23 protein-coding genes and 1 tRNA gene are annotated in these 23,984 nt (G+C 71.5%); 13 read left to right on the forward strand and 11 right to left on the reverse strand.

Features of this window, described 5'->3' with window-relative positions:
* Positions 1-216 precede the first annotated feature (216 nt).
* A complete protein-coding gene (locus AC2CJA_RS00445; RefSeq protein WP_484600604.1) occupies positions 217-1,053 on the forward strand; it encodes an HAD family hydrolase in 837 nt (278 codons plus the stop codon).
* A 423-nt stretch (positions 1,054-1,476) separates the two neighbouring features.
* Here the strand turns inward: AC2CJA_RS00445 and AC2CJA_RS00450 are convergent, their stop codons facing one another.
* A complete protein-coding gene (locus tag AC2CJA_RS00450; RefSeq protein ID WP_484600605.1) occupies positions 1,477-2,301 on the reverse strand; it encodes a Fic family protein in 825 nt (274 codons plus the stop codon).
* A 104-nt stretch (positions 2,302-2,405) separates the two neighbouring features.
* Between AC2CJA_RS00450 and AC2CJA_RS00455 the strand changes: the two genes are divergently transcribed.
* On the forward strand, positions 2,406-3,407 hold the full coding sequence (locus tag AC2CJA_RS00455) for an ATP-binding protein (protein WP_484600606.1): 1,002 nt from the start codon (positions 2,406-2,408) through the stop codon (positions 3,405-3,407).
* A 90-nt stretch (positions 3,408-3,497) separates the two neighbouring features.
* Here AC2CJA_RS00455 and AC2CJA_RS00460 read toward each other — a convergent pair whose 3' ends face one another.
* On the reverse strand, positions 3,498-4,748 hold the full coding sequence (locus AC2CJA_RS00460; protein WP_484600634.1) for a polysaccharide deacetylase family protein: 1,251 nt from the start codon (positions 4,746-4,748) through the stop codon (positions 3,498-3,500).
* 440 nt (positions 4,749-5,188) lie between these two features.
* Here AC2CJA_RS00460 and AC2CJA_RS00465 point away from each other — a divergent pair, with 440 nt between their 5' ends.
* From AC2CJA_RS00465 to AC2CJA_RS00485, 5 genes are all read left to right on the forward strand, one after another.
* Positions 5,189-5,515, forward strand: a complete 327-nt coding sequence (locus AC2CJA_RS00465; protein WP_484600607.1) for a hypothetical protein — start codon at positions 5,189-5,191, stop codon at positions 5,513-5,515.
* A 214-nt stretch (positions 5,516-5,729) separates the two neighbouring features.
* On the forward strand, positions 5,730-7,805 hold the full coding sequence (acs, locus tag AC2CJA_RS00470; protein WP_484600608.1) for an acetate--CoA ligase: 2,076 nt from the start codon (positions 5,730-5,732) through the stop codon (positions 7,803-7,805).
* A gap of 1 nt (position 7,806) precedes the next feature.
* Positions 7,807-8,289 (forward strand): phage holin family protein, encoded by a 483-nt coding sequence (locus tag AC2CJA_RS00475; protein WP_484600609.1) that lies wholly within the window; start codon positions 7,807-7,809, stop codon positions 8,287-8,289.
* Positions 8,290-8,444: 155 nt separating this feature from the next.
* Entirely contained in the window at positions 8,445-9,335 is an 891-nt protein-coding gene (locus tag AC2CJA_RS00480) for an alpha/beta fold hydrolase (RefSeq protein WP_484600635.1), read from the forward strand.
* Positions 9,336-9,417: 82 nt separating this feature from the next.
* Complete coding sequence (locus AC2CJA_RS00485) at positions 9,418-9,612, forward strand: hypothetical protein (RefSeq protein ID WP_484600610.1); 195 nt, start codon at positions 9,418-9,420, stop codon at positions 9,610-9,612.
* A 45-nt stretch (positions 9,613-9,657) separates the two neighbouring features.
* On the opposite strand, the gene AC2CJA_RS00490 is transcribed toward AC2CJA_RS00485, so the two are convergent.
* The 3 genes from AC2CJA_RS00490 to nth are packed head-to-tail and all read right to left on the reverse strand — an operon-like array spanning position 9,658 to position 12,402.
* On the reverse strand, positions 9,658-10,857 hold the full coding sequence (locus AC2CJA_RS00490) for a MarP family serine protease (RefSeq protein WP_484600636.1): 1,200 nt from the start codon (positions 10,855-10,857) through the stop codon (positions 9,658-9,660).
* Positions 10,858-10,870: 13 nt separating this feature from the next.
* Positions 10,871-11,647 (reverse strand): NUDIX hydrolase, encoded by a 777-nt coding sequence (locus AC2CJA_RS00495; RefSeq protein WP_484600611.1) that lies wholly within the window; start codon positions 11,645-11,647, stop codon positions 10,871-10,873.
* A gap of 11 nt (positions 11,648-11,658) precedes the next feature.
* Positions 11,659-12,402, reverse strand: coding sequence for an endonuclease III (gene nth / locus AC2CJA_RS00500; protein WP_484600637.1), 744 nt, complete (start codon positions 12,400-12,402; stop codon positions 11,659-11,661).
* Between the two features lie 366 nt (positions 12,403-12,768).
* Here nth and AC2CJA_RS00505 point away from each other — a divergent pair, with 366 nt between their 5' ends.
* Entirely contained in the window at positions 12,769-13,443 is a 675-nt protein-coding gene (locus tag AC2CJA_RS00505) for a Crp/Fnr family transcriptional regulator (protein WP_093657459.1), read from the forward strand.
* A gap of 55 nt (positions 13,444-13,498) precedes the next feature.
* Here the strand turns inward: AC2CJA_RS00505 and AC2CJA_RS00510 are convergent, their stop codons facing one another.
* The 4 genes from AC2CJA_RS00510 to sp36 form a co-directional block, all read right to left on the reverse strand.
* Entirely contained in the window at positions 13,499-14,329 is an 831-nt protein-coding gene (locus tag AC2CJA_RS00510) for an MBL fold metallo-hydrolase (protein WP_484600612.1), read from the reverse strand.
* Entirely contained in the window at positions 14,326-15,270 is a 945-nt protein-coding gene (locus AC2CJA_RS00515) for an NUDIX hydrolase (RefSeq protein ID WP_484600613.1), read from the reverse strand. Before AC2CJA_RS00515 ends, AC2CJA_RS00510 begins: the two co-directional genes overlap by 4 nt.
* An 89-nt stretch (positions 15,271-15,359) precedes the next feature.
* Entirely contained in the window at positions 15,360-15,836 is a 477-nt protein-coding gene (locus AC2CJA_RS00520) for a RidA family protein (protein ID WP_484600614.1), read from the reverse strand.
* Positions 15,833-15,991 carry a Sp36 family protein gene (gene sp36 / locus AC2CJA_RS00525; protein ID WP_010470378.1) on the reverse strand — a complete coding sequence of 53 codons (159 nt, stop codon included), beginning with the start codon at positions 15,989-15,991 and terminating at the stop codon, positions 15,833-15,835. The genes AC2CJA_RS00520 and sp36 overlap by 4 nt, the downstream gene beginning before the upstream one ends.
* Before the next feature lie 150 nt (positions 15,992-16,141).
* Here sp36 and bagA point away from each other — a divergent pair, with 150 nt between their 5' ends.
* On the forward strand, positions 16,142-17,131 hold the full coding sequence (gene bagA, locus AC2CJA_RS00530; RefSeq protein ID WP_484600615.1) for an ATPase BagA: 990 nt from the start codon (positions 16,142-16,144) through the stop codon (positions 17,129-17,131).
* 77 nt (positions 17,132-17,208) lie between these two features.
* Positions 17,209-18,498 carry an ATPase BagB gene (gene bagB / locus AC2CJA_RS00535; RefSeq protein WP_484600638.1) on the forward strand — a complete coding sequence of 430 codons (1,290 nt, stop codon included), beginning with the start codon at positions 17,209-17,211 and terminating at the stop codon, positions 18,496-18,498.
* A gap of 241 nt (positions 18,499-18,739) precedes the next feature.
* Here bagB and AC2CJA_RS00540 read toward each other — a convergent pair whose 3' ends face one another.
* Entirely contained in the window at positions 18,740-19,099 is a 360-nt protein-coding gene (locus AC2CJA_RS00540; protein WP_484600616.1) for a WhiB family transcriptional regulator, read from the reverse strand.
* Between the two features lie 396 nt (positions 19,100-19,495).
* Here AC2CJA_RS00540 and AC2CJA_RS00545 point away from each other — a divergent pair, with 396 nt between their 5' ends.
* Positions 19,496-21,904, forward strand: a complete 2,409-nt coding sequence (locus AC2CJA_RS00545; RefSeq protein WP_484600617.1) for a transglycosylase domain-containing protein — start codon at positions 19,496-19,498, stop codon at positions 21,902-21,904.
* 104 nt (positions 21,905-22,008) lie between these two features.
* Here the strand turns inward: AC2CJA_RS00545 and AC2CJA_RS00550 are convergent, their stop codons facing one another.
* Entirely contained in the window at positions 22,009-22,488 is a 480-nt protein-coding gene (locus tag AC2CJA_RS00550) for a GatB/YqeY domain-containing protein (RefSeq protein ID WP_484600618.1), read from the reverse strand.
* A 188-nt stretch (positions 22,489-22,676) separates the two neighbouring features.
* On the opposite strand from AC2CJA_RS00550, the gene AC2CJA_RS00555 reads away from it, so the two are divergent.
* Together AC2CJA_RS00555 and AC2CJA_RS00560 are read left to right on the forward strand one after the other, a co-directional pair.
* Entirely contained in the window at positions 22,677-23,618 is a 942-nt protein-coding gene (locus tag AC2CJA_RS00555; protein ID WP_484600619.1) for a metallophosphoesterase, read from the forward strand.
* A gap of 84 nt (positions 23,619-23,702) precedes the next feature.
* A tRNA-Pro gene (locus tag AC2CJA_RS00560) sits at positions 23,703-23,776 on the forward strand.
* The last annotated feature ends 208 nt before the right edge of the window (positions 23,777-23,984 follow it).

Genomic DNA, 23,984 nt, shown 5'->3' on the forward strand with positions numbered 1-23,984 from the left:
GACCGGAGGAGGGGGCTCCGACGACGCAAAACGCGTCCGGACATGCGACGACCCCCGCCGGGGGGGAGAGCGGGGGTCGTCTCCACGGCCGACTCGGGGGGGGAGGAGCCGGACCGGGGTAGCACGGTCGCGAACGATCCGTGACTTCCATGGTGTACCCGAGAGCCTTCTCAGGCAAACCCACGCGCCCCACCTTACGCCGAATGGTGGGCGCATATGCTCAGCCTCGTGGAAAACCACTCGCTGCCGCGCACCGCTGCCTTCTTCGACCTGGACAAGACGGTCATTGCGAAGTCGAGCACGCTCACCTTCGGCAAGTCCTTCTACCAGGGCGGGCTGATCAATCGGCGTGCCGCACTGCGCACCGCGTACACGCAGTTCGTGTTCCTCGCCGGAGGCGCCGACCACGACCAGATGGAACGGATGCGCGCCTACCTGTCCGCGATGTGCCGCGGCTGGAACGTCCAGCAGGTCAGGGAGATCGTCGCCGAGACCATCCACGAACTCATCGACCCGATCGTCTACGACGAGGCCGCCTCCCTCATCGAGGAGCACCACCTCGCCGGACGCGATGTCGTGATCGTGAGCACCTCAGGCGCGGAGGTGGTCGAGCCGATCGGCGAGCTGATAGGCGCGGACCGCGTCGTGGCGACGCGCATGGTCGTCGAGGGCGGCTGCTTCACGGGCGAGATCGAGTACTACGCGTACGGTCCGACCAAGGCGGAGGCCGTGCGCGAACTGGCGGAGTCCGAGGGGTACGACCTCTCGCGCTGCTACGCCTACAGCGACTCGGCCACCGACATCCCCATGCTGGAGGCGGTCGGTCACCCGCACGCCGTCAACCCCGACCGGGCGCTGCGCCGGGAGGCGGTGACCCGGGACTGGCCGATCCTCGCCTTCCAGCGTCCGGTCCGCCTCAAGCAACGGGTCCCCTCGCTCGCCATGCCTCAGCGCCCCGCGCTGGCCGCCGCGGTGGCGGTGGGCGCGGCGGCGGCGACCGCCGGCCTGGTCTGGTACGCGAGCCGACGGCGCGCCCGCCCCGGCGCGGCGTGAGCACCGCCGCACTCCGGCCGGACCCGATGCCACCTCCGCGGTGTTCCGGAGCTTTCAGGAGGGTTGAAGCGGAAAGCAAAGATCCGCGGAGAGAGGTTCCGGTTCGTCCCTGTTTCGGGTACAAAGGAGTCAACGGCCCGCGAGACCTGGTCGATACCGTCCGAAAGGAGGGTCGGCGCAGAAGAAGGCCCCACGGACCGAGCATGGAAGCCGGGAACCCACGCGCAGCAGACCCGCGATAGGGCCGGCCGCACCAGGGTCGGGCGAAGTCCCCCCTGATGACGGCAGTACCGTGCACGCCTGGTACCCCGACGGACGTGCCAGCGGCGACACCGACCTCGCGCCGGTGCCGCCGCATCACCGTGTACGGGTCCCCGGTCGCTCTCCCCGCCCCGCGGAGCAGGCCTGTGCACCTCTCGTACGTCAGGCCGCCCCGCGCTGGAGGGCCTCGCAGACCGCCGTGCTCTCCCGTGCGCCCAGCCCCACGGCCCGGCCACAGTGGCCGATCCACGCCGCCAATCCTTCCGGGCTGCCGGAGACGTATCCCTCCAGAGTCCTGACATAGGCGCCCTCGCCCTGCTCGGCGTGACCGACCTCCGGGGGACAGACGGACTTCGGGTCGAGGCCGCCGCCGATCAGCACGATCCGCTCCGCCGCCCGGGCGACCAGGCCGTTGTACGCCCCGAAGGGCCGCAGGGCCATCAGCTCACCGTGCACCACCGCCGCCACCACCAGCGCGGGTGCGGAGGTACCCGCGACCACCAGCTGCGCCAGGGCGTCCAGCCGGGCCGAGACCTCGGCGGCTTCCGGCAGTGGCAGCCCGGACACCAAAGGCTCCTCCACCGGCTCACCCGCCAGCCGCGGCCGGCCCACCCGCTCGCCGTCCGCCTCACCGCCCGCCGCCACCAGGTGGAGCCTGGCCAGCACCCGCAGAGGCGACTGCCGCCACACGTCCAGCAGTTGACCGGCCTCCGCGGTCACCCGCAGGGCCGCGCCGACCGCCCGCGCCTCGGCGTCCGCGCCGAAGTCGCTGCGGCGGCGCACCTCTTCCAGCGGCCAGTCGGCGCCGCCGAGCGCCGCCGAGGCGCGGGCGCCTCTCAGCACCGCCTCGGCGGTGACCTCGCTGCTGCGCCGCCGCATCACCCGATGCCCGTACACCCGGTCCACGGCCTTGCGCACCGATTCGACGGAGTCGGCGACACCGGGCAGCGCGCCCAGCGCGGCGAGGGGATCAGCAGTCGTAGACATGCCTAGACCCTACGCACCGCCGACGGCGCGAAAGCCCCACGATCGAGTGGTCTTCTTCACGCGGCCCCCGGCCGCACCACGGGCACCCCACTACGCTTCCGACTGTGAAAATCGCTTTCGTAGGAAAGGGCGGCAGCGGCAAGACGACGCTGTCCTCGCTGTTCGTCCGCCACCTGGCCGCCCGGCGCCTCCCCGTCGTCGCCGTGGACGCCGACATCAACCAGCACCTGGGCGTCGCACTGGGCCTGGACGAGGAGGAGGCGGCCGCCCTGCCGGCGATGGGCGCCCGTCTGCCGCTGATCAAGGAGTATCTGCGCGGCGCCAACCCCCGGATCGTCTCGGCCGAGACGATGATCAAGACGACTCCGCCCGGTGAGGGATCCCGGCTGCTGCGGATCGCCGAGGACAACCCCGTGTACGACGCATGCGCCCGCCGCGTCCGGCCCGGGGGCGTTCCCGACGGCGGCGATGTACGGCTGCTGGCCACCGGCCCCTTCACCGAGGCGGATCTGGGCGTGGCCTGCTACCACTCCAAGGTCGGCGCCGTCGAGCTGTGTCTGAACCACCTGGTCGACGGGCGCGGGGAGTTCGTGGTGGTCGACATGACGGCGGGCTCCGACTCCTTCGCCTCCGGGATGTTCACGCGCTTCGACATGACGTTCCTGGTGGCCGAACCGACCCGCAAGGGCATGGCGGTCTACCGGCAGTACAAGGAGTACGCCCGGGACTACGACGTCCAGCTGCGCGTGGTGGGCAACAAGGTGCAGTGCCAGGACGACCTGGACTTCCTGCATGCCGAGGCGGGGGACGACCTCCTGGTGACCGTCGGGCACTCCGACTGGGTTCGGGCGATGGAGAAGGGCCGCCTCCGGCCCTTCTCCGAGCTGGAGGACGCGAACCACAAGGCGCTGCGCATGATGCAGGAGACGGCGGACGCTTCGTACGGGCTGCGGGACTGGGAGCGCTACACCCGGCAGATGGTGCACTTCCACCTGAAGAACGCCGAGAGCTGGGGCAACGCGAGGACGGGCGTCGATCTGGCGGCCCAGGTCGATCCCTCCTTCGTGCTCCGTGAGGAACAGTCCCGCCCCTCCCGGCCCGTCTGACCCGGCCCCGGTCCTCGCGTCGCACGGTCGGTGCGCCCGGTGCGCCGACCGTGCCGCGTGCGCGGGGACACCGGGGCCGGGGGGCGGGTGCTACGCGCCGGACGACCGGGAGGGGGCCGCCGTCGACGGGGCGGTCGTGAACTTCTTCCAGCCGCCCTCGGGTGCCTGCCCCACACCGAGCGTGCGCAGCCTTTCCAGAAGCCGCGGGTCCTGGGCGTCGAGCCAGTCGACGAGCTGCCTGAAGGAGACGCAGTGCACGTCGGCCATGGGGCACACCTTCTTGATGACGTCCTCGACGGCCTTCATGTAGACGCCGTCGTTCCAGTCCTCGAAGTGGTTGCCGATGATCATCGGCGCACGGTTGCCGTCGTACGCGCGGTCGAAGCCCTCCAGCAGCCCGTCGCGCATCTGGCGCCCCCATGCCTCGCGCTGCGCCGGATCGCCGTTGACCGTCCCCGACTGGTTGGCCAGGAAGTTGTAGTCCATCGCGAGCGTCTCGAAGGAGCGCCCGGGCATCGGCACCTGCTGGAGCGGCAGGTCCCACAGGCCGCCCTCCTTGTCGGGCCAGACCTGGGTGCCGTTGCCGGAGGAGTCGTAGCGGAAGCCCATCTCCTTCGCGGCGGGGAGAAGGTTCGCGCGGCCCTCCAGGCAGGGAGTGCGGCCGCCGACCAGTTCCCGGTCGTAGTCGAAGGGGAGGGGCTCCAGGTCCTTCCAGCCGGTCGTGGTCTTCCAGTTCTTCACGAACCACTTGGCCTGTTCGATCTCACTCCTCCACTGCTCGGGCGTCCAGTTGCCGACACCGTTCGCACCGCAGAAGTGGCCGTTGAAATGGGTGCCTATCTCGTTCCCCTCGAGCCAGGCGCCTCGGAGCTGCTCCAGTGTGGCCCGTATGTTCTCGTCCTTGAGGTAACCGATGTCCGAGGCGCCTCGGCCACGGCCGGGCGGCTCGTAGCGGTGGGCCTCCCCTTCGGGCAGCATGTACACCCCGCTGAGGAAGTACGTCATGTACGCGTCGTACTCCCTTCCCACCTCGCGGAAGTGCGAGAAGAGCTTCTTGCTGTCCTCCCCCGCGCCGTCCCAGGAGAAGACGACGAACTGCGGAGGCTTGTCGCCGGGCTTCAGGCGCCCGAAACCGGGCTGGTTCGGCTGGGCGCCTATGTAGGCGGTGGAGCCGTCGCCTATGAGCCTGGCCTTGGCCGCGGGCCTCGCCTCCCGCCCGTCCTTGTTCGCATGTCCCTCGTCCTTCGACACGCTCGGGGACGAACCCGAGCAGCCGACGGCCAGCACGGCCAGCACGGCCGCTCCCGCGACGCCTCTGGTCAGCCTCCACGCGGCTCCCATGCTCTCCATCTCATCGCCTCCGTCGTCGCCTCTGTGCTCTTCCGGCCGATGCGCTCGACCTGCGACCAACCTCACACGCACGGTGGGAGGCGCAAGCGAAAAGGCCGGTTCCTGCGACTTATTCACCCCCGGGCGTGAACGGTGAGCCCGATTGCTCCGGCTCTCCCCCTTGGCACCTCGAGCGACATTACGATTCACTTACCGCGACTTTATGTAGTCATACCCACACGTTAAGTGACGCAACCTCGCGACGGAGACGAGTATGTCCGCCTGCGCCAGCCCTCGTCCTGGAAGTCCCTCCGAACGTCCTGACGGCGCCGACGCCACAAAAGCCGCCGACCCCGCCGACCCCGCCGACCACGTCTGCCGGTCCGCCCTCCTCGCGTCCAGGAGGCCCCCGCGGAAGCGGTCCGGGCGCAGCGCGTGTACCTGCCGTCCTGGTGCAGCCACGCCCCGCCCCCACCGCCCGGGGGCCGGCGCCGGGGCTGCTGGCCGCCGTGCCGGCCGTCACCCCGGTCACCCGTGTGGAGTCGCCGCTGTCGGCGATGACCTCCGGAGCCCTGGGCGGACCGCCGGTTACCGGCGTCGCGGTGCGCACCTCGGCGAACTTCCAGGCCGGCGCGGTCAGCCGCAACTCCACGATCCCGCACGGAATGCATCTCCACGTCGGTGAGGCACAGGCGTACGCACTGGGCGATCCGGGCAACGGGAACGGAGGCGAGGCACCGGTCCTCACTGCCGTGCGCCCCGGCGCGGCGGCCGTCTGAACGGTCCCGCGCACAACGGGAGACCGGCGGCCGACAGCAGGGTGAGGAGCGGGAGGACAAGCCGTTCGACCGCTCGTCGGCCGCTCATCGGCCGGCGCCGACCCCTGAGCGCAAGAGGTCTACACCACTTGCCGGACAACCCTTGTCAGGGGGCGACAAGGGCTGGTCTGCTATGACGCGGGACACACCAGACACCCTGGGAAAGGGAGATGTCGTGAGCAACGAAAGCCTGGCCAATCTGCTCAAGGAGGAACGGAGGTTCGCGCCGCCCGCCGAGCTGGCAGCGAACGCCAACGTCACCGCGGAGGCGTACGAAAGGGCGAAAGCGGACCGGCTGGGCTTCTGGGCCGAGCAGGCCCGCCGTCTGAGCTGGGAGACCGAGCCGACCGAGACTCTGGACTGGTCCAACCCGCCCTTCGCCAAGTGGTTCAAGGACGGCCGGCTCAACGTGGCCCACAACTGCGTCGACCGCCACGTCGAGGCGGGCCTGGGCGACCGGGTCGCCATCCACTTCGAGGGCGAGCCGGGCGACACCCGGGCGATCACCTACGCCGACCTCCAGCGCGAGGTCTCCAAGGCCGCCAACGCCCTGATCGAGCTGGGTGTCGAGACCGGCGACCGGGTCGCGATCTACATGCCCATGATCCCCGAGACCGTCGTGGCGATGCTGGCCTGCGCCCGCATCGGCGCCCCCCACTCCCTGGTCTTCGGCGGATTCTCCTCCGACGCCCTGGCCACCCGCATCCAGGATGCCGACGCCCGCGTCGTCATCACCGCCGACGGCGGTTACCGGCGCGGCAGGCCCAGCGCGCTGAAGCCCGCCGTCGACGAGGCCCTGGCCCAGCCGGGCACCGAGAACGTGCGCAACGTCCTGGTCGTCCGCCGCACCGGCGAGGAGACCGCCTGGACCGAGGGCCGGGACCTGTGGTGGCACGAGCTGGTGGACCGCCAGTCCGAGGAGCACACCTCCCAGGCCTTCGAGGCCGAGCACCCGCTGTTCATCCTCTACACCTCCGGCACCACGGGGAAGCCCAAGGGCATCCTCCACACCTCCGGCGGCTACCTCACCCAGACGGCCTACACCCACCACGCCGTCTTCGACCTCAAGCCGGAGACGGACGTCTACTGGTGCACCGCCGATGTCGGCTGGGTCACCGGCCACTCGTACATCGTCTACGGTCCGCTGGCCAACGGCGCCACCCAGGTGATCTACGAAGGCACCCCCGACACCCCGCACAGGGGCCGCTGGTGGGAGATCGTCGAGAAGTACAAGGTCACGATCCTCTACACCGCCCCGACCGCCATCCGCACCTGCATGAAGTGGGGCGACGACATCCCGGCGAAGTTCGACCTGTCCTCGCTGCGGGTGCTGGGCTCGGTCGGTGAGCCGATCAACCCCGAGGCCTGGGTCTGGTACCGCCACAACATCGGCGGCGACCGCACCCCGGTGGTGGACACCTGGTGGCAGACCGAGACCGGTGCCATCATGATCAGCCCGCTGCCGGGTGTCACCGAGGCCAAGCCCGGTTCGGCTCAGGTGCCGCTGCCCGGCATCTCCGCCACGGTCGTGGACGACGAGGCCAAGGAGGTGCCCGACGGCTCCGGCGGCTACCTCGTCCTGACCGAGCCGTGGCCGTCGATGCTCCGGACGGTCTGGGGCGACGACCAGCGGTACCTGGACACCTACTGGTCGCGCTTCCAGAACCGCTACTTCGCCGGTGACGGCGCCAAGAAGGACGAGGAAGGCGACATCTGGCTGCTGGGCCGGGTGGACGACGTGATGCTGGTCTCGGGTCACAACATCTCCACCACCGAGGTCGAGTCCGCCCTCGTCTCGCACCCGAAGGTCGCCGAGGCGGCGGTCGTCGGAGCCACCGACCCGCAGACCACCCAGGCCATCTGCGCCTTCGTCATCCTGCGCGGCAACGCCGCCGAGGACGAGGGTCTGGTGGAGGAACTGCGCGGCCATGTGGCCAAGCACCTCGGCCCGATCGCCAAGCCCAGGCGCATCCTGCCGGTCGACGAGCTGCCCAAGACCCGCTCGGGCAAGATCATGCGCCGTCTTCTGCGTGATGTCGCCGAGAACCGGGATCTGGGAGACGTCACCACACTCACCGACTCCACGGTGATGACCCTCATCCAGTCCAAACTGCCGGGCGCCCCTGTCCGCTGTCTCCGCCCGCACGCGCGGACGGCTCGCCGACACCGTGTGCGGCGGCGGGCACCACGGTCCGGCATGATGCAGACCCTGGTGCAGAGCCATCGACCGCCACGACGAGAGGAAGCATGAAATGAGCCCAGCCGACGACGGCCGCAGCATCGGTCAGTTGGTCGCCTCGGCGACGACCGAACTGTCCGCACTGGTCCACGAGGAGATCGCGCTGGCCAAGGCCGAACTCCGGCAAGACGTCAAGCGCGGCGCGATCGGCAGCGGTGCGGCCATCGCCGCCGGCGTCCTGGTGCTCTTCTCGCTGCCGGTCTTCAGCTTCGCCGCGGCCCACGGCATCCACAACCTGGGGCTCGGGCTCGCCTGGTCGTTCACCATCGTGGGGAGCGCGTACCTGCTGATCGCGCTCGTGCTCCTGCTGCTGGCCAAGGCCAAGCTGACCAAGGTCAAGCCGCCCAAGCGCTCGATCGCCTCGGCCAAGCAGTCGGCGGCCGTGCTGTCGGGTGTCAAACCCCACCCCCGGATCGTTCCGGCCGCGCGGACGGAGCCCAAGGCCGTCGGGGCGGAACCCATGGCCGTCGAGCACGTGACACGCTCTTCCGCATGACGGACAGCACGGACAGCACGGACAGCCCTGACGGCGCGGACGACACGGGCACGGCAGGCACGGCGGAGACGACCGACACGGCAGACACGGCAGACACGGCAGCGGCAGGTGTGACAGGCGTGAACCACTCCGGCACCCCCTCCTCCGTCATCCGGATGGACGGGCCCTGGACGCACCGGGATGTCGCCGCCAACGGTGCGCGCTTCCACATCGCCGAGATGGGCGAGGGTCCGCTGGTCCTGCTGCTGCACGGTTTCCCGCAGTTCTGGTGGTCCTGGCGGCACCAGCTGCCCGCCCTCGCCGAGGCGGGCTACCGCGCGGTCGCGATGGACCTGAGGGGTGTGGGCGGCAGCGACCGCACCCCCCGCGGCTACGACCCGGCCAACCTCGCCCTCGACGTCACCGGCGTGATCCGTTCCCTGGGCGAGCCGGATGCCGCTCTCGTCGGCCATGACCTGGGCGGCTACCTGGCATGGACGGCGGCGGTGATGCGCCCGAAGCTGGTCCGGCGTCTGGCCGTGACCTCGATGCCGCACCCGCGCCGTTGGCGCGCGGCCATGCTGGGCGACCTGCGGCAGACCGCGGCCGGAGCGCATGTCTGGAGCTTCCAGAGCCCCTGGGTTCCCGAGCGGCGCCTGGTGGCGGACGACGGAGCGCTGGTCGGCCGTCTGCTGCGGGAATGGTCCGGGCCCCGCCTGCCGGAGGACGACACGGTCGAGGTCTACCGGCGGGCGATGTGCGTCCCCTCCACCGCGCACTGCTCGATCGAGCCGTACCGCTGGATGGTCCGCTCACTGGCACGCCTGGACGGATTCCAGTTCAACCGCCGTATGAAGCGGCCGGTCCGTGTCCCCACCCTCCACCTGCACGGCTCGCTCGACCCGGTGATGCGCACCCGCAGCGCGGCGGGATCGGGCGAGTACGTGGAGGCCCCGTACCGCTGGCGGTTGTTCGACGGGCTTGGCCACTTCCCCCACGAGGAGGACCCGAAGGCGTTCACCGGTGAGCTCGTCGACTGGCTCAAGGACCCCGAACCAGACCGATGATAAGAGCACGTGACGCCCGCATAGGTCAATTGACGGACCATTGGGTGATTACCGACCTTGAGGCACGGGCAGAGTCCGGAGTATGGGTTGGACGCACGACCACCGTGACGTGTCACGCAACATCCGGGAACAGAGCGGCGCGCCGGGTTCGCCCCCGCGCTCCGCGCGGGACCACCGCGATCTCGGCGATCTCCGCGATCCCCGGCTCGGCATCCCTCACATCCTGCGCCGCCGCGCCCGCTGGGTCGGCGCGCGGCTGCGCCATACGCGCGGCTGAGGCGAGGACCGGCGAGCGCGGTCGAGGACCGGTGGAATCCGGTCCTCACATCGCGCATCCCTGACTGTCCACCGGCCCCCGGGACGCCTGCCCCTGCAGGATGTCCTGGCGGATCTCGTCGTTGGTGAGTGCGTAACCGGTGTTCTCGTCCTCCAGGGACTTGGCGAAGATGACACCGTAGACCCTGCCGTCGGGCGTCAGCAGCGGACCGCCGGAGTTGCCCTGCCGGACCATGGCGTGCAGGGAGTAGACATCGCGGCGCACCGTGCCCCGGTGGTAGATGTCCGGGCCGGTCGCCTGGATACGGCCGCGTACCCGCGCGGAGCGGACGTCGAACCCGCCGTTCTCCGGGAAGCCCGCGACGATCGCGTCGTCGCCGGTCTCCGCGTCGTCCTCCACGAACCGCAGAGCCGGGGCCTGGAGTGACGGCACGTCGAGTACGGCGATGTCGCGCTCCCAGTCGTAGAGGACGACCGTGGCGTCGTGGAGTCGGCCCTCGCCGCCGACCTGCACGGTCGGCTCGTCGACGCCGCCGACCACGTGCGCGTTCGTCATCACCCGGCCGCGGTCGAAGACGAAACCGGTGCCCTCCAGCACCTTGCCGCAGCTCTGGGCGGTACCCAGTACCTTGACGATGGACCGCTTGGCGCGGGCCACGGCCGGGCTGCCGGCCAGGGCCGGGTCCGGCGGCTCCACCGAGGTGATCGGCTCGTTGGCGAACGGCGAGAAGACCTGCGGGAAGCCGTTGCGCGCGAGCACCGAGGTGAAGTCGGTGAACCAGGTGTCGGCGCTGTCCGGCAGTACCCGGGAGACACCGTGCAGCACCGCGGAGCCGCGGACCTCCCGGGCGACGACGGGCACGGCCGTGGAGGCCAGCAGCGAGCCGACCAGCCAGGCGACCAGCAGCATGGCCGCGACGTTCACCAGGGCTCCGCCGGAGGCGTCCAGGGCCCGGGCGGGCGACCAGGTGATGTGCCGGCGCAGCCGGTTGCCCAGGTGGGTGGTGAAAGCCTGCCCGACCGAAGCGCACACGATCACCACCGCCACCACCGCGATCGCACCCGCCGTCCCCGGTGAGGCGCCGTCGGTGAACTCGTTCCAGACGAGCGGCAGCAGATAGACCGCGGCGAGCCCGCCCCCGAGGAAACCGGCGACCGACAGCACACCGACCACGAAGCCCTGGCGGTAGCCCACGACCGCGAACCACACGGCGGAGAGCAGCAGCAGTACGTCCAGCACGTTCACGTCGCCCACCGTCTCATGCGCGCCAGTCCAGGGGGACGCTGCGGCCGGTGTCCCACGGCCGCTCCCATCCGGCGAAGTGCAGGATCCGGTCGATGATCCCGGCCGTGAAGCCCCACACCAGCGCGTCGCTGACGAGGAAGCACGGACCGCGGTAGCCGCTGGGGTGTCTGGCCGTGGCGCGGTTCGCCGGATCGGCGAGGTCGGACACGGGGACGGTGAAGACCCGGGCCGTCTCGGCCGGATCCACCGGGGCCACCGGGCTCGGCTCCCTCCACCACCCCAGTACGGGCGTGACGACGAACCCGCTCACCGGGATGTAGACGCGCGGCAGCCGCCCGAAGACCTGCACCCCCGACGGGTCGAGTCCGGTCTCCTCCTCCGCCTCCCGCAGCGCGGCGCGCAGCGGCCCGTCGCCCTCGGGGTCGCCGTCCTCCGGGTCGAGGGCGCCACCGGGGAAGGACGGCTGCCCGGCATGCGAGCGGAGGCTGGAGGACCGCTCCATCAGCAGCAGCTCCGGCCCGGCCCCCGCGCCCGTCGTCCCCCCGTTCCCGCCACCGGTGGTGGTGCCGCTTCCGCGGGCGCCGCCATCGCCGAAGAGCACCAGGACCGCGGACTGCCGTCCGCCCCCGTCGCTGGGCGGCAGGAAGCGGCTGAGCTGCCCCGCCCGCACCGTCGACGCCACATCGGCCACCGGGCGCAGCCAGTGCGGCAGCCCCTGGTCGGTGACGGCCACCGGGCCGGCCGCCGGACCGGCGAAGGAGCCCCTGTGCTTCTCCTGTGCTTCCCTCATCCGAACCCCGCTCAGGCGCCCAGCGGCGGCGCGGGCTGCCCGGGGTAGTCCGCAGGGGGCCTGAGCCGCTGGCCGGGCATGCCCCCCATCTCGTACTTCAGCAGCTTCTTCGCCTTCTCCGGGTCCGTCTCGCCCTCGCCGTACGAGGGGCACAGGCGCGTGATCGGGCAGGCGCCGCACGCGGGCTTGCGGGAGTGGCAGACGCGGCGGCCGTGGAAGACGACCCGGTGCGAGAACATCGTCCACTCGCTCCTGGGGATGATCCCGGCGATCTCGGCCTCGACCTTCTCCGGATCGGTCCGCTCCGTCAGCCTCCAGCGGCGCACCAGCCGCCCGAAATGGGTGTCCACCGTCAGCCCCGGTCTGCCGAAGGCGTTCCCCAGCACCACATGCGCCGTCTTACGTCCGACGCCGGGCAGGGAGACCATGTCCTCCAGGTTGTCCGGCACCTCGCCGCCGAAACGGTCGCGCAGCGCCGCGGAGAGCCCCAGCAGCGACTTGGCCTTGTTGCGGAAGAACCCGGTGGGCCGGATCAGCTCCTCCAGCCGCTCCGGGTCGGCCGCGGCCATCTCATCCGGCGTGGGGTAGGCGGCGAAGAGGGCGGGGGTGGTCTGGTTGACCCGCAGATCGGTGGTCTGAGCGGAGAGGACCGTGGCCACCAGCAGCTGGAAGGGGTTGTCGAAGTCCAGCTCGGGGTGGGCGTAGTAGTACACCTCGGCCAGCTCGCGGTTGATGCGCCGGGCGCGGCGGACCATGGCCAGCCGTGTCTCCGGCCTGCTCCCCGCCTTCTCGCCTCCTCCCCCGGCCGCTCTCGGCGGCTTCTCCTCCGCCACCCGTTCGGCGGACTTCCGTTCGCCCGCGGCGGAATTCTGGGATGGGTCGCGGGACACCGTCACCCGTACGCCCCCTTTCCATCCGGTCTCACCGGCGTGTTGGACACCCGGCCAGCGTACGGGGGAGCGCCGACATCCGCCCCGTTCACCGCCGATTCGGGGCCCGATCGGACCCCTGGCGCACACGCCGGACGCCGGGTGCGTCAAACTTGTGACTGATCGCACTGTTTCACCGTCCGGCATCATGGGGGCGACAGACCCGTGGGCACGTGGACAAGGAGAGAACTCGTGGACGACGTTCTGCGGCGCGCCCCGCTCTTCGCGGCGCTTGACGACGAGCAGGCCGCCGAGCTGCGTGCCTCCATGACGGAGACGACGCTCGCACGGGGCGAGGCCCTGTTCCACGAGGGGGACCCGGGCGACCGGCTCTACGTCGTGATCGAGGGCAAGGTCAAGCTCCACCGCACCTCCCCGGACGGCAGGGAGAACATGCTGGCCGTTCTCGGCCCCGGCGAGCTGATCGGCGAGCTGTCCCTGTTCGACCCGGGCCCCCGTACGGCCACCGCCACGGCGCTGACCGAGGTCAAGCTCTTCGGTCTGGGCCACGGCGACCTCCAGCCCTGGCTGAACGCCCGCCCCGAGGTCGCCACCGCGCTGCTGCGCGCCGTCGCCCGGCGTCTGCGCCGCACCAACGACTCGATGTCCGACCTGGTCTTCTCCGACGTGCCCGGCCGCGTCGCCAAGGCCCTGCTGGACCTGTCGCGCCGCTTCGGCGTGCAGTCCGAGGAGGGCATCCACGTGGTGCACGACCTCACCCAGGAGGAGCTGGCCCAGCTCGTCGGCGCGTCCCGCGAGACCGTCAACAAGGCGCTGGCCGACTTCGCCAGCCGCGGCTGGCTCCGGCTGGAGGCCCGGGCGGTCATCCTGCTGGACGTGGAGCGGCTGGCGAAGCGCTCGCGCTGAGTCCCGCCCTCCCGCCCCCGGGCCGGGGAGCCTCTCCCGCCCGGAGCACGGCCTGTCACACCAGGCCGTGCTCCTCCAGGTACTCCAGCTGCGCCCGCACCGACAGTTCGGCGGCGGGCCACAGCGAGCGGTCCACGTCCGCGTAGACGTGCGCCACGACCTCCCCGGGCGTCCGGTGGCCCGCTTCCACGGCCGTCTCCACCTGCGCCAGGCGGCTCGCCCGGTGCGCCAGGTAGTACTCGACGGCCCCCTGCGCGTCGTCCAGCACCGGCCCGTGCCCCGGCAGCACCGTGCGCACGCCGTCGTCCACGGTCAGCGAGCGCAGCCGCCGCAGCGAGTCCAGGTACTCGCCCAGCCGCCCGTCGGGATGGGCCACCATCGTCGTGCCGCGCCCCAGGACGGTGTCGCCGGTCAGCACCGCTTTGTCGGCGGGCAGGTGGAAGCTGAGCGAGTCGGAGGTGTGTCCCGGCGTGGGCACCACCCGCAGCTCCAGGCCACCCGTGGTCACCACGTCACCGGCCGCCAGCCCCTCGTCCCCCAGCCGCAGCGCCGGATCGAGCGCGCGTACGGCCGTCCCCGTCAGTTCGGCGAAGCGGGCGGCGCCCTCGGCGTGGTCCCAGTGGCCGTGGGTGAGCAGCGTCAGCCCCACCCGCCGGCCCGACCGCTCGACGGTGTCGATCACCTGGCGCAGATGCCCCTCGTCCAGCGGACCGGGATCGACGACGACCGCCGACGCCGAGTCCGGCTCGGCGACGATCCAGGTGTTGGTGCCGTCCAGCGTCATCGGCGAGGGGTTCGGCGCCAGCACGCACACCGCGCGGGCGGTGCCCGTGCCGTCGATGGCGCCGCCGCGCGGCTGCCCGGGCAGGGCGGAGGCGTCGGTCACGGCGCGCCCTCCGCCGTCCGCCGGGCCGCGGGCACGTGCTTGGTGAACTCCTCGTGCCCCGGCCAGCTCAGCACCACCCGCTGCCCGCCGGCCCCGTCGTCCTCCAGACTCGCCCGGGCCAGTACGGGCGCCAGGTCCCGCTCACCGGAGGCATCCAGCGCCGCGGCGGCGCCGGCGTACGGCATGAGCTGCCGCAGGGTGGCGATCGTCGGGGGCATCATCGTCAGCTCGCCCCGGTCGTAGGCGGCGGCCGCGTCCGCGGGGCGGATCCACACCGTGCGGTCGGCCTCGCCCGAGACGTCGCGGGTGCGCTGCCCCTCGGGCAGGGCGGCGACGAAGAACCAGGTGTCGTAGCGCCGCGCCTCGAACTCCGGGGTGATCCAGCGCGCCCAGGCGCCCAGCAGATCGCTGCGCAGGACCAGTTCGCGGCGGGCGAGGAAGTCGGCGAAGGAGAGCTCACGGGTCACCAGGGCGGCCCGGTCCGCCTCCCAGTCCTCGCCGGTGGTGTCGGCGACGACCGTGTCCGGGTCCGGGCCGGCCAGCAGGACGCCCGCCTCCTCGAAGGTCTCGCGCACGGCGGCGCACACGACGGCCTGCGCGACCGCCTCCTCCACCCCGAGCCGCCGCGCCCACTGCGCGCGCGCCGGGCCGGCCCAGGCGACCGCGCCCTCGTCACGGAGGTCCACGCCACCGCCGGGGTAGGCGTACGCACCGGCGGCGAAGGCCATGGAGGCGCGCCGGCGCAGCATGTGGACGGCCGGCCCGCCCCCGGCGTCCCGCAGCAGCATCACGGTCGCCGCCCGGCGCGGGGGCACGGGCGTGAGCCGGCCCTCCGCCAGGGCACGGATGCGCTCGGGCCACTCGGGCGGATACCACTGCCCGTCGCGCGGGGGCACGGGCGGCCGGGCGGGAGACGCGGACGGCGGCGGCGTTGACGACATGGCCGGATCGTACGGCCGCGGGCCGCGATGTTCGAGTGCGGGCCCCGGACACCGCTGCCCGCCCCGGACGTACCGGGCCGGCCGGCGGCTCAGTCCGCCAGCTCGACCTGGATCTCGACCTCGACCGGCGCGTCGACCGGCAGCACCGCGACCCCCACCGCGCTGCGCGCGTGCACGCCCCTGTCGCCCAGCACCTCGCCCAGCAGCTCACTGGCGCCGTTGACCACGCCGGGCTGGCCGGTGAAGTCCGGGGCGGAGGCGACGAAGCCGACCACCTTGACGACCCGGGCGATCCGGTCCAGGTCTCCGGCGACCGACTTCACCGCCGCCAGGGCGTTCAGTGCGCAGATCCGGGCCAGGTCCCTGGCCTCCTCCGGCGTCACCTCGGCGCCGACCTTGCCGGTCACCGGCAGCGCGCCGCCGACCATCGGCAGCTGTCCGGCGGTGTACACGTGGGAACCGGAGAGCACCGCCGGAACGTACGACGCCAGCGGCGCCACCACCTCCGGCAGGGTCAGCCCCAGCTCCGCGAGCCTGGACTCCACCGAGCCGCGCGCGTCGCTCACCGCTTCTCCCGCTTCAGGTACGCCACGAGCTGCTCGGGGTTGTTCGGGCCGGGCACCACCTGGACCAGTTCCCAGCCGTCCTCGCCCCAGGTGTCCAGGATCTGCTTGGTCGCGTGCACGAGCAGCGGCACGGTCGCGTATTCCCACTTCGTCATGGGGCCGACCTTAGCCCCTCCCCCGCACCCCGCCCGCGCGCCCTCCCCCCGGTGTCCCGCCGCTCCGGTCCGCCCGCGGGGAGTCCGGGGCGCACCTCCATGGCCCATCCGCACGCGTACTCCCCCCGTCCGGTGGTTAGGCTCCGAAGGGTGAGCAGGCTGCATGTGGTGACCGGCAAGGGCGGGACCGGAAAGACGACGGTCGCCGCCGCACTCGCGCTCGCCCTCGCCGAGGAGGGCAGACGCACACTCCTGGTGGAGGTCGAGGGGCGGCAGGGCGTCGCCCAGCTCTTCGAGACCGAGGCGCTGCCGTACGAGGAACGGAAGATCGCCGTCGGACCGGGCGGCGGCGAGGTGTACGCGCTGGCCGTCGACGCGGAGAAGGCGCTGCTGGACTACCTGCAGATGTTCTACAAACTCGGCGGCGCGGGGCGGGCCCTGAAGAGGCTCGGCGCGATCGACTTCGCCACCACCATCGCACCCGGCGTACGCGACGTCCTGCTCACCGGCAAGGTCTGCGAGGCGGTGCGCCGTCGCGCCAGAAGCGGTGCCTTCGTCTACGACGCGGTGGTCATGGACGCGCCACCCACCGGGCGGATAACCCGCTTCCTCGGTGTCAACGACCAGGTGGCCGGGCTGGCCCGGGTCGGCCCGATCCACAACCAGGCCCAGGCCGTGATGCGGGTGCTCAAGTCGTCCGAGACCGCCGTGCACCTGGTGACCCTGCTGGAGGAGATGCCCGTCCAGGAGACCGTGGACGGTGTGGCCGAGCTGCGTGCCACCGGGCTGCCGGTCGGCGGCGTGTTCGTCAACATGACGCGGCCGGCGGTGCTGGGCCGGGCGTCGGTGCGGGCCGCCGAGGAGTCGCGCACCGAGATCGCCAAGGCGCTGTCCCGGGCGGGTCTGGGCGGCGCGCGGCGCGGCGGCAGGGCCGAGCAGTTGATCGACCCGCTGCTGCGCCAGGCCCACGAGCACGCCGAACGGCTGGCGCTGGAGGACGAACTGCGGTCGGAGATAGCCGGGCTGGAACTGCCCGGGTACGAACTGGAGCTGCTGGCCGAGGGCGCCGACCTGCCCGGCGTCTACCTGCTCGCCGGCGAGCTGCGCGAACAGCTGCGTGAACGGGGGGTGGCGAGGTGACGGCACGGACGGCCGAGGCGGGGACCGCACGGGCACAGGGCCGGGCGAAGGGCCGGACTCAGGGACAGGCACACGGGCTGGGCACGCTCCCGGTGCTGGACGTCGACGCGCTGATCGACGATCCCGGCACCCGGATCGTGGTCTGCTGCGGCGCCGGCGGCGTGGGCAAGACGACGACGGCCGCGGCCCTGGGCGTACGCGCGGCCGAGCGCGGCCGGAAGGTCGTCGTCCTCACCATCGACCCGGCCCGCCGGCTGGCCCAGTCGATGGGCCTGACCGAACTGGACAACACCCCGCGCCGGGTGGAGGGCGTCGACGGCGTGCCGGGCGGCGAGCTGCACGCGATGATGCTCGACATGAAGCGGACCTTCGACGAGATCGTCGAGGCCCACACCGACCCCGAGCGGGCCCGGGCGATCCTGGAGAACCCCTTCTACCAGTCGCTGTCGGCCGGTTTCGCGGGGACGCAGGAGTACATGGCCATGGAGAAGCTCGGCCAGCTCCGCGCGGACGACGAGTGGGACCTGATCGTCGTGGACACCCCGCCGAGCCGGTCCGCGCTGGACTTCCTGGACGCGCCCAAGCGCCTGGGGTCGTTCCTGGACGGGCGGTTCATCAGGCTGCTGACGGCTCCGGCGAAGGCCGGCGGCCGGGCGGGCCTGAAGTTCGTGAACCTGGGCGTGTCCGGGCTGTCGGTGTTCACCGGGCTGCTCAACAAGCTGCTGGGTACGGGGCTGCTGCGCGACATGCAGACGTTCGTGGCGGCGATGGACACGATGTTCGGCGGGTTCCGTACCCGCGCCGACGCCACGTACCGGCTGCTCCAGGCGCCGGGCACGGCCTTCCTGGTGGTGGCGGCCCCGGAACGCGACGCGCTGCGCGAGGCGGCGTACTTCGTCGAGCGGCTGGCCGCGGACCGGATGCCGCTGGCGGGGCTCGTGCTGAACCGCATGCACGGCAGCGAGGCGGCCCACCTCGGTGCGGAGCGGGCGCTGGCGGCCGCGGAGAATCTCGAGGAGGACGGCATCGCCGATCAGCCCACCGGGAAGGGCGGGGATGAACGGCCCGCGCCCCGGTCCGCCTCCGGTGACGGCTCCGGGGCCGGCGTGGGCCACGACGGCTCTCCCGAGGACTCCCCCTCCTCCCCCGCGACGGCCGAACGGCTGGCCGCGGGCATGCTGAGGCTGCACGCGGAGCGGATGCACGTACTGGCGCGCGAGCGGCGCACACGCGACCGTTTCGCCGCGCTGCACCCGGAGGTGCCGGTGGCCGAGGTCGCCGCGCTGCCGGGTGATGTGCACGACCTGGACGGGCTGCGGGCGATCGGCGGGCGTCTGGCGGAGCAGCCCGGCGTCGAGCCCGCCTAGTGCCGCGTCGGTCAGGGTTCACCCCGCTCGCCGCCCTGGCACGCACGCTCGCCGTGTTGGCCGAAAGCCCAGGTGGGACAACTACGTGCGGTTTCCGGCCGCCTGGCGATCGCACGCACCGGGGCGCCTCGCCACCGGGCAGACCCTGGCCGACGCGGCACTGGCCGTACCACCGGGCCATGGCCGATGCCCGGGTTCCCGCCGGGGCCCTCTCAGTCCTCGGGTCCCTCAGGTCCTGGTTTCAGCCCGCGGCGGCGTAGTCGCCGCTGTACCGCCGCGCTTCGTGATCGCGCATCTCGACCTCCACGGACAGCGGACCCGCGCTGCGCTCGTACTCGGAGCGCGCGGTCTCGAGCAGCCGCCGCCAGGAGGTGACCGTCGGGCGGCGGCGCAGCAGCGCCCTCCGTTCCCTCTCGGTCATCCCGCCCCAGACACCGAACTCCACACGGTTGTCCAGAGCGTCGGCCAGGCACTCGGTGCGCACCGGGCATCCGGTGCAGACCGCCTTGGCGCGGTTCTGTGCCGCCCCTTGTACGAACAGTTCATCCGGATCCGCAGTGCGGCAGGCCGCCTGCGCGCTCCAGTCGGTAACCCAGCCCATGCCGGCGCCGTCCTCTCCCGAATCGAGGCTCCCCCACGGCGGCAGACGGCATGTTCACCGTTGCCAGTGCAGGACGTTACGGAAGGCGGCAGGAGCGCAACACCCCCGACGGGCCCAATCTTGAATGGTCCGAACGGACTATGGGTGCGCGGCAGATCACCCAACGGAGTGACCTGAGAACGATATCGACCATTCACCCAAAAGCGAACAATGACCCCATACCTCAAGAGCATGGAGTCGAATGTTTCCTGACATAGGATTGCAATTCGGTCACAGCTCCACACTCGATGGAGTGAACCTTGAGTTGACAAGGAACCGAACGACCGTGTCAGACGTGGTACAGCGTAGGCGAACACACGCACACCTGTCCGGCGATTGAGAACGTAGGCTGCCCTCATGGCAAACAAGCGCTCGGGTGGCGGACTGTCCGGGACCCAACAGGCCGCCAAGTTCCTCGGTATCAGCGTGCTCTCGGGAGCGGTGCTGGCGGGCATCGCGCTGCCCGTGGCCGGCGGCCTCGGGCTGGCCGCCAAGGGCACCGTCGAGAGCTTCGACGAGATCCCCATGGACTTCAAGCGCCCCCCGCTGAGCCAGAAGAACCAGATCCTCGACTCCGAGGGCAACGTCATCGCGACCGACTACTACCGCGACCGCACGGTGGTGTCGCTGAAGAAGATCAGCCCCACCATGCGGAAGGCGATCGTCGCGATCGAGGACTCCCGCTTCTACGAGCACGGTGCGATCGACCTCAAGAGCGTGCTGCGCGCCCTGAACAAGAACGCGCAGCAGGGTGGAGTCGCCGAGGGCGGCTCCACCCTCACCCAGCAGTACGTCAAGAACGTCTTCGTGGAGCAGGCCGGCGACGACCAGGAGAAGGTCGCCGAGGCCACCCAGCAGACCCTCGGCCGCAAGATCCAGGAACTGAAGTACGCGATCAAGATCGAGGAGGAGCTCGACAAGGAGCAGATCCTCGAGAACTACCTCAACATCACGTTCTTCGGCCAGCAGGCGTACGGCGTCGAGGCCGCCGCCCGGCGCTACTTCTCCAAGAACGCCGCCGACCTGGAGCTCCACGAGGCGGCGCTGCTGGCCGGACTCGTCCAGTCCCCCACCTACTACGACCCCGTCAACTACCCCGACCGGGCCGTCGAACGCCGCGACATCGTGCTCAACCGCATGGCCGAGACGGGGGCCGCCACCAAGGCGGACGTCGCGGCGGCCAAGAAGAAGAAGCTGGGCCTCAAGGTCAGCAAGCCCAGGAGCGGCTGCATCACCTCCGTCGACAAGGCGGGCTTCTTCTGCGACTACGTCCGCAAGGTCATCCTGACCGACCCGGTCTTCGGCAAGACCGAGGAGGAGCGCAGGGATCTCTGGAAGCGCGGCGGCCTCACCGTCCGCACCACGCTCTCCCCCAAGGCGCAGAAGGCCTCCGCCGACGCCGCCACCAAAATGGTCTACGAGGACGACCCGGTGGCCACCGCCGTGGTCCAGGTCGAGCCCGGCACCGGGAAGATCCTCTCGATGGCCCAGAGCCGCCCGTACGGCCTGGACCAGAACAAGAACCAGACCCTGCTCAACCTCTCGGTCGACAACGACATGGGCGGCAGCACCAGCGGCTTCCAGGTCGGCTCGACGTTCAAGCCGATCGTCGCCGCGGCCGCGCTGACCCAGGGCATCAGCCCCGCGAGCACCTACAAGAGCGACTGGAAGACCGTCTTCGAGAAGAGCGGCTTCGAAGTCTGCGGCAACAAGCCCTACGGCAACGGCGAGTGGCCTGTCCAGAACGAACTGGAGTCCGAGAAGGGCACCTGGGACATGACGGGCGCCCTCGGCAAGTCGATCAACACCTACTTCGTCGACCTGGGCCAGAAGGTCGGCCTGTGCGACATCGTGGAGATGGCCGAGAAGATGGGGGTCAAGCGCGGCGACGGCAAGCCCCTCGAGCAGCTGCCCGCCATGATCCTGGGCGGCCAGAACAGCAGCCCGCTGACCATGGCCGCCGCGTACGCCACGTTCGCCAACCGCGGCACCTACTGCTCGCCGGTGGCGATCGAGAGGATCACCGACGCCGACGGCAAGAAGATCCCGGTCCCCAGGACCAAGTGCGAGCGGGCGATGTCCGAGCACATCGCGGACTCCATCAACGAGATGCTCAAGGGCGTGGTGGAGGACGGCACCGGCACCGCGGCCGGCCTGACCGACCGTGACAACGCGGGCAAGACCGGTACGACGGACTTCCGCAAGGACGCCTGGTTCGTCGGCTACACCCCCAACCTCTCCACCGCCGTCTGGGTCGGCGACGACGTCGGCACCCCGATGGAGATGTACAACCTCACCATCGGCGGCCGTTACTACGCCAAGGTCTGCGGTGGCTGCCTGCCCGGTCCCATCTGGAAGACCGCGATGCTCGGGGCCCTGAAGGGCGAGCCCGTCGAGTCCTTCAACGGTGTCCGGGTGCCGCGGGCCGACACCGACGAGAAGGAGGAGGACAACGACCGGGACCGCGGCGGGGACGACGACAAGCCCGGCGACCGCCGTCCCGGCAACCCGTTCCCCGGCATCTCCCTCCCGCCCGGCGTCATCGGCGGAGGCGGAGACGGGGGCCCCGGCGGCGGCGGAGGCGCCAGCACCATGGGCGGCACCACCGACGGCACCACCGTGGGTGGTGTGACCGGCGGTGACACCGGAGGCGGCAACGGAGACGACGGCGTCGGCGCCACCTCCACCACCGGGGGCTGGGACGTGGGCGGCGGCAGCGGGGGCTGGCAGACCTCCGGTCAGGACGGCGGCTGGAGCCCGCGGTAGCCGACACGGTCCGCACGAAGGCAGCCAGAAGACACACACGCAGGGGCCCCGTTCCGGGGCCCCTGCGCCGTTGCTCCGCTTCCCTGCGGCCCGCGGGCCCGCGGTCAGCCCGCCAAGCGCTTCTTGACAGCGGCGGCCACCCGGCCGCCCTCCGCGCGTCCCGCCACCTTCGGGTTCACGATCTTCATGACGGCGCCCATGGCCCTCGGCCCCTCGGCCCCGGCCTCCTCGGCCCCAGCCTCCTTGGCCTCGGCCACGGCCTCGGCCACCAGCGCGTCCAGTTCCTCGTCGGTGAGCTGCTTGGGCAGGTACTCGGCGAGCACCTCGCCCTCCGCGTGCTCCCGCCCGGCCTGCTCGGCGCGCCCGCCCCTGGCGAACGCGTCCGCCGCCTCGCGCCGCTTCTTGGCCTCACGAGTGATGATCTTCTCGACCTCGGCGTCGGACAGTTCACGGGCGCTCTCACCCGCCACCTCCTCCTTCTGAATCGCGGTCAGCGTGAGGCGGAGAGTGGAGGAGCGCAGCTCGTCGCGCGCCCTGATCGCCGCGGTGAGGTCGTCCTGGAGCCGGGTCTTGAGCGTGGTCATGCCGGAAGTCTGCCAGGACGCGGAGCCCGACGCCCACCGCATTGTGCCGCGCCTCCCCCTCCGCGCCCCTCCGTACCCCCTCCCACGCCCTGTCCCCACACCCTTCCGCCGTCCTTCGCCCGTCCGCCCGCGCCATTTCCGCCGCCCGTGCGTCCGCGCCCCGCCCCCGTGTCTGCGACGATGGGATCATGCGTGCGCAATACCCGCTCTCCCTCAAGGTCCCCCTCGGTATCACGGCGGTAGGCGCGGCCTGCCTCGTCTATTCGGTGGGCATCGAAGCCCGCTCGTTCCGCCTCAGGCGCGTGACGGTGCCCGTACTGCCACGCGGGATGCGGCCGCTGCGCGTGCTCCAGGTCTCCGACATCCACATGGTCGGCGGCCAGCGCAAGAAGCGGCGCTGGCTCCAGTCGCTGGCCGGACTGCGCCCCGACTTCGTGGTCAACACCGGCGACAACCTCTCCGACCCGGAGGCCGTCCCCGAGGTCCTGGACGCGCTCGGCCCGCTGATGGAGTTCCCCGGCGCGTACGTCTTCGGCTCCAACGACTACTACGGCCCCCGGCCGCGCAACCCCGCCCGCTACCTGCTGGAGAAGGCCAGCGGCCGCCACGGCCTCAACGGCAACCCCCCGGTCGTAGGCGCCGTCCACAACCCGTGGGAGGGGATGCGCGACGCATTCGACTCGGCGGGCTGGGTCGGCCTGTCCAACACCCGTGGCCGGATCAAGCTCGACGGCGGCGAGGAGATCGCCCTCACCGGCCTGGACGACCCGCACATCAAGCGCGATCGCTACGAAGAGGTGGCCGGCGGCCCCGAGCAGGGCGCCGACTTCCCCCTCGCCGTGGTCCACGCCCCGTATCTGCGCGCCCTGGACGCCTTCGCCGCCGACCGCTACCCGCTGATCCTCGCCGGCCACACCCACGGAGGCCAGCTCCGGGTGCCCTTCTACGGCGCCGTGGTCACCAACTGCGACCTTGACACCGACCGGGCCCGCGGCCTGTCCCATCACGAGGTGGACGGCCACCGCTCCTACCTCCACGTCTCGGCGGGCTGCGGTGCCAACCGCTACACCCCCTTCCGATTCGCCTGCCCCCCGGAAGCCACCCTCCTCACCCTGATCGAGCGCCCCTGACCCACTCCGCCGCGCCGACCCGCATCCCGCGAAACCGGATTTCTCCTGAGCGCGGGCGTGGGCTAAAGTAGTCCTCGTTGCACACGGGGTGTGGCGCAGCTTGGCAGCGCGCTTCGTTCGGGACGAAGAGGTCGTGGGTTCAAATCCCGCCACCCCGACAGCCGAAACACCAGGTCAGGGTCCCGATCCGCTCAGCGGATCGGGCTCCTGACCCGTTCCTGAAGGCCGCTTGGGAGCCGACCTCGTTCCCCGGCTCCCAGTACCCGCGAGTCGCAGTGGCTTGCTACCTTCCCCTGAGCTCGGCTGCCCTGCCACCGGCCGGCTCCAGGCACGAGGCCGCGCGAGTCCCGCCGGTTGCACGGCAGC

It is taken from the genome of Streptomyces sp. ATLC9, assembly GCF_057196705.1.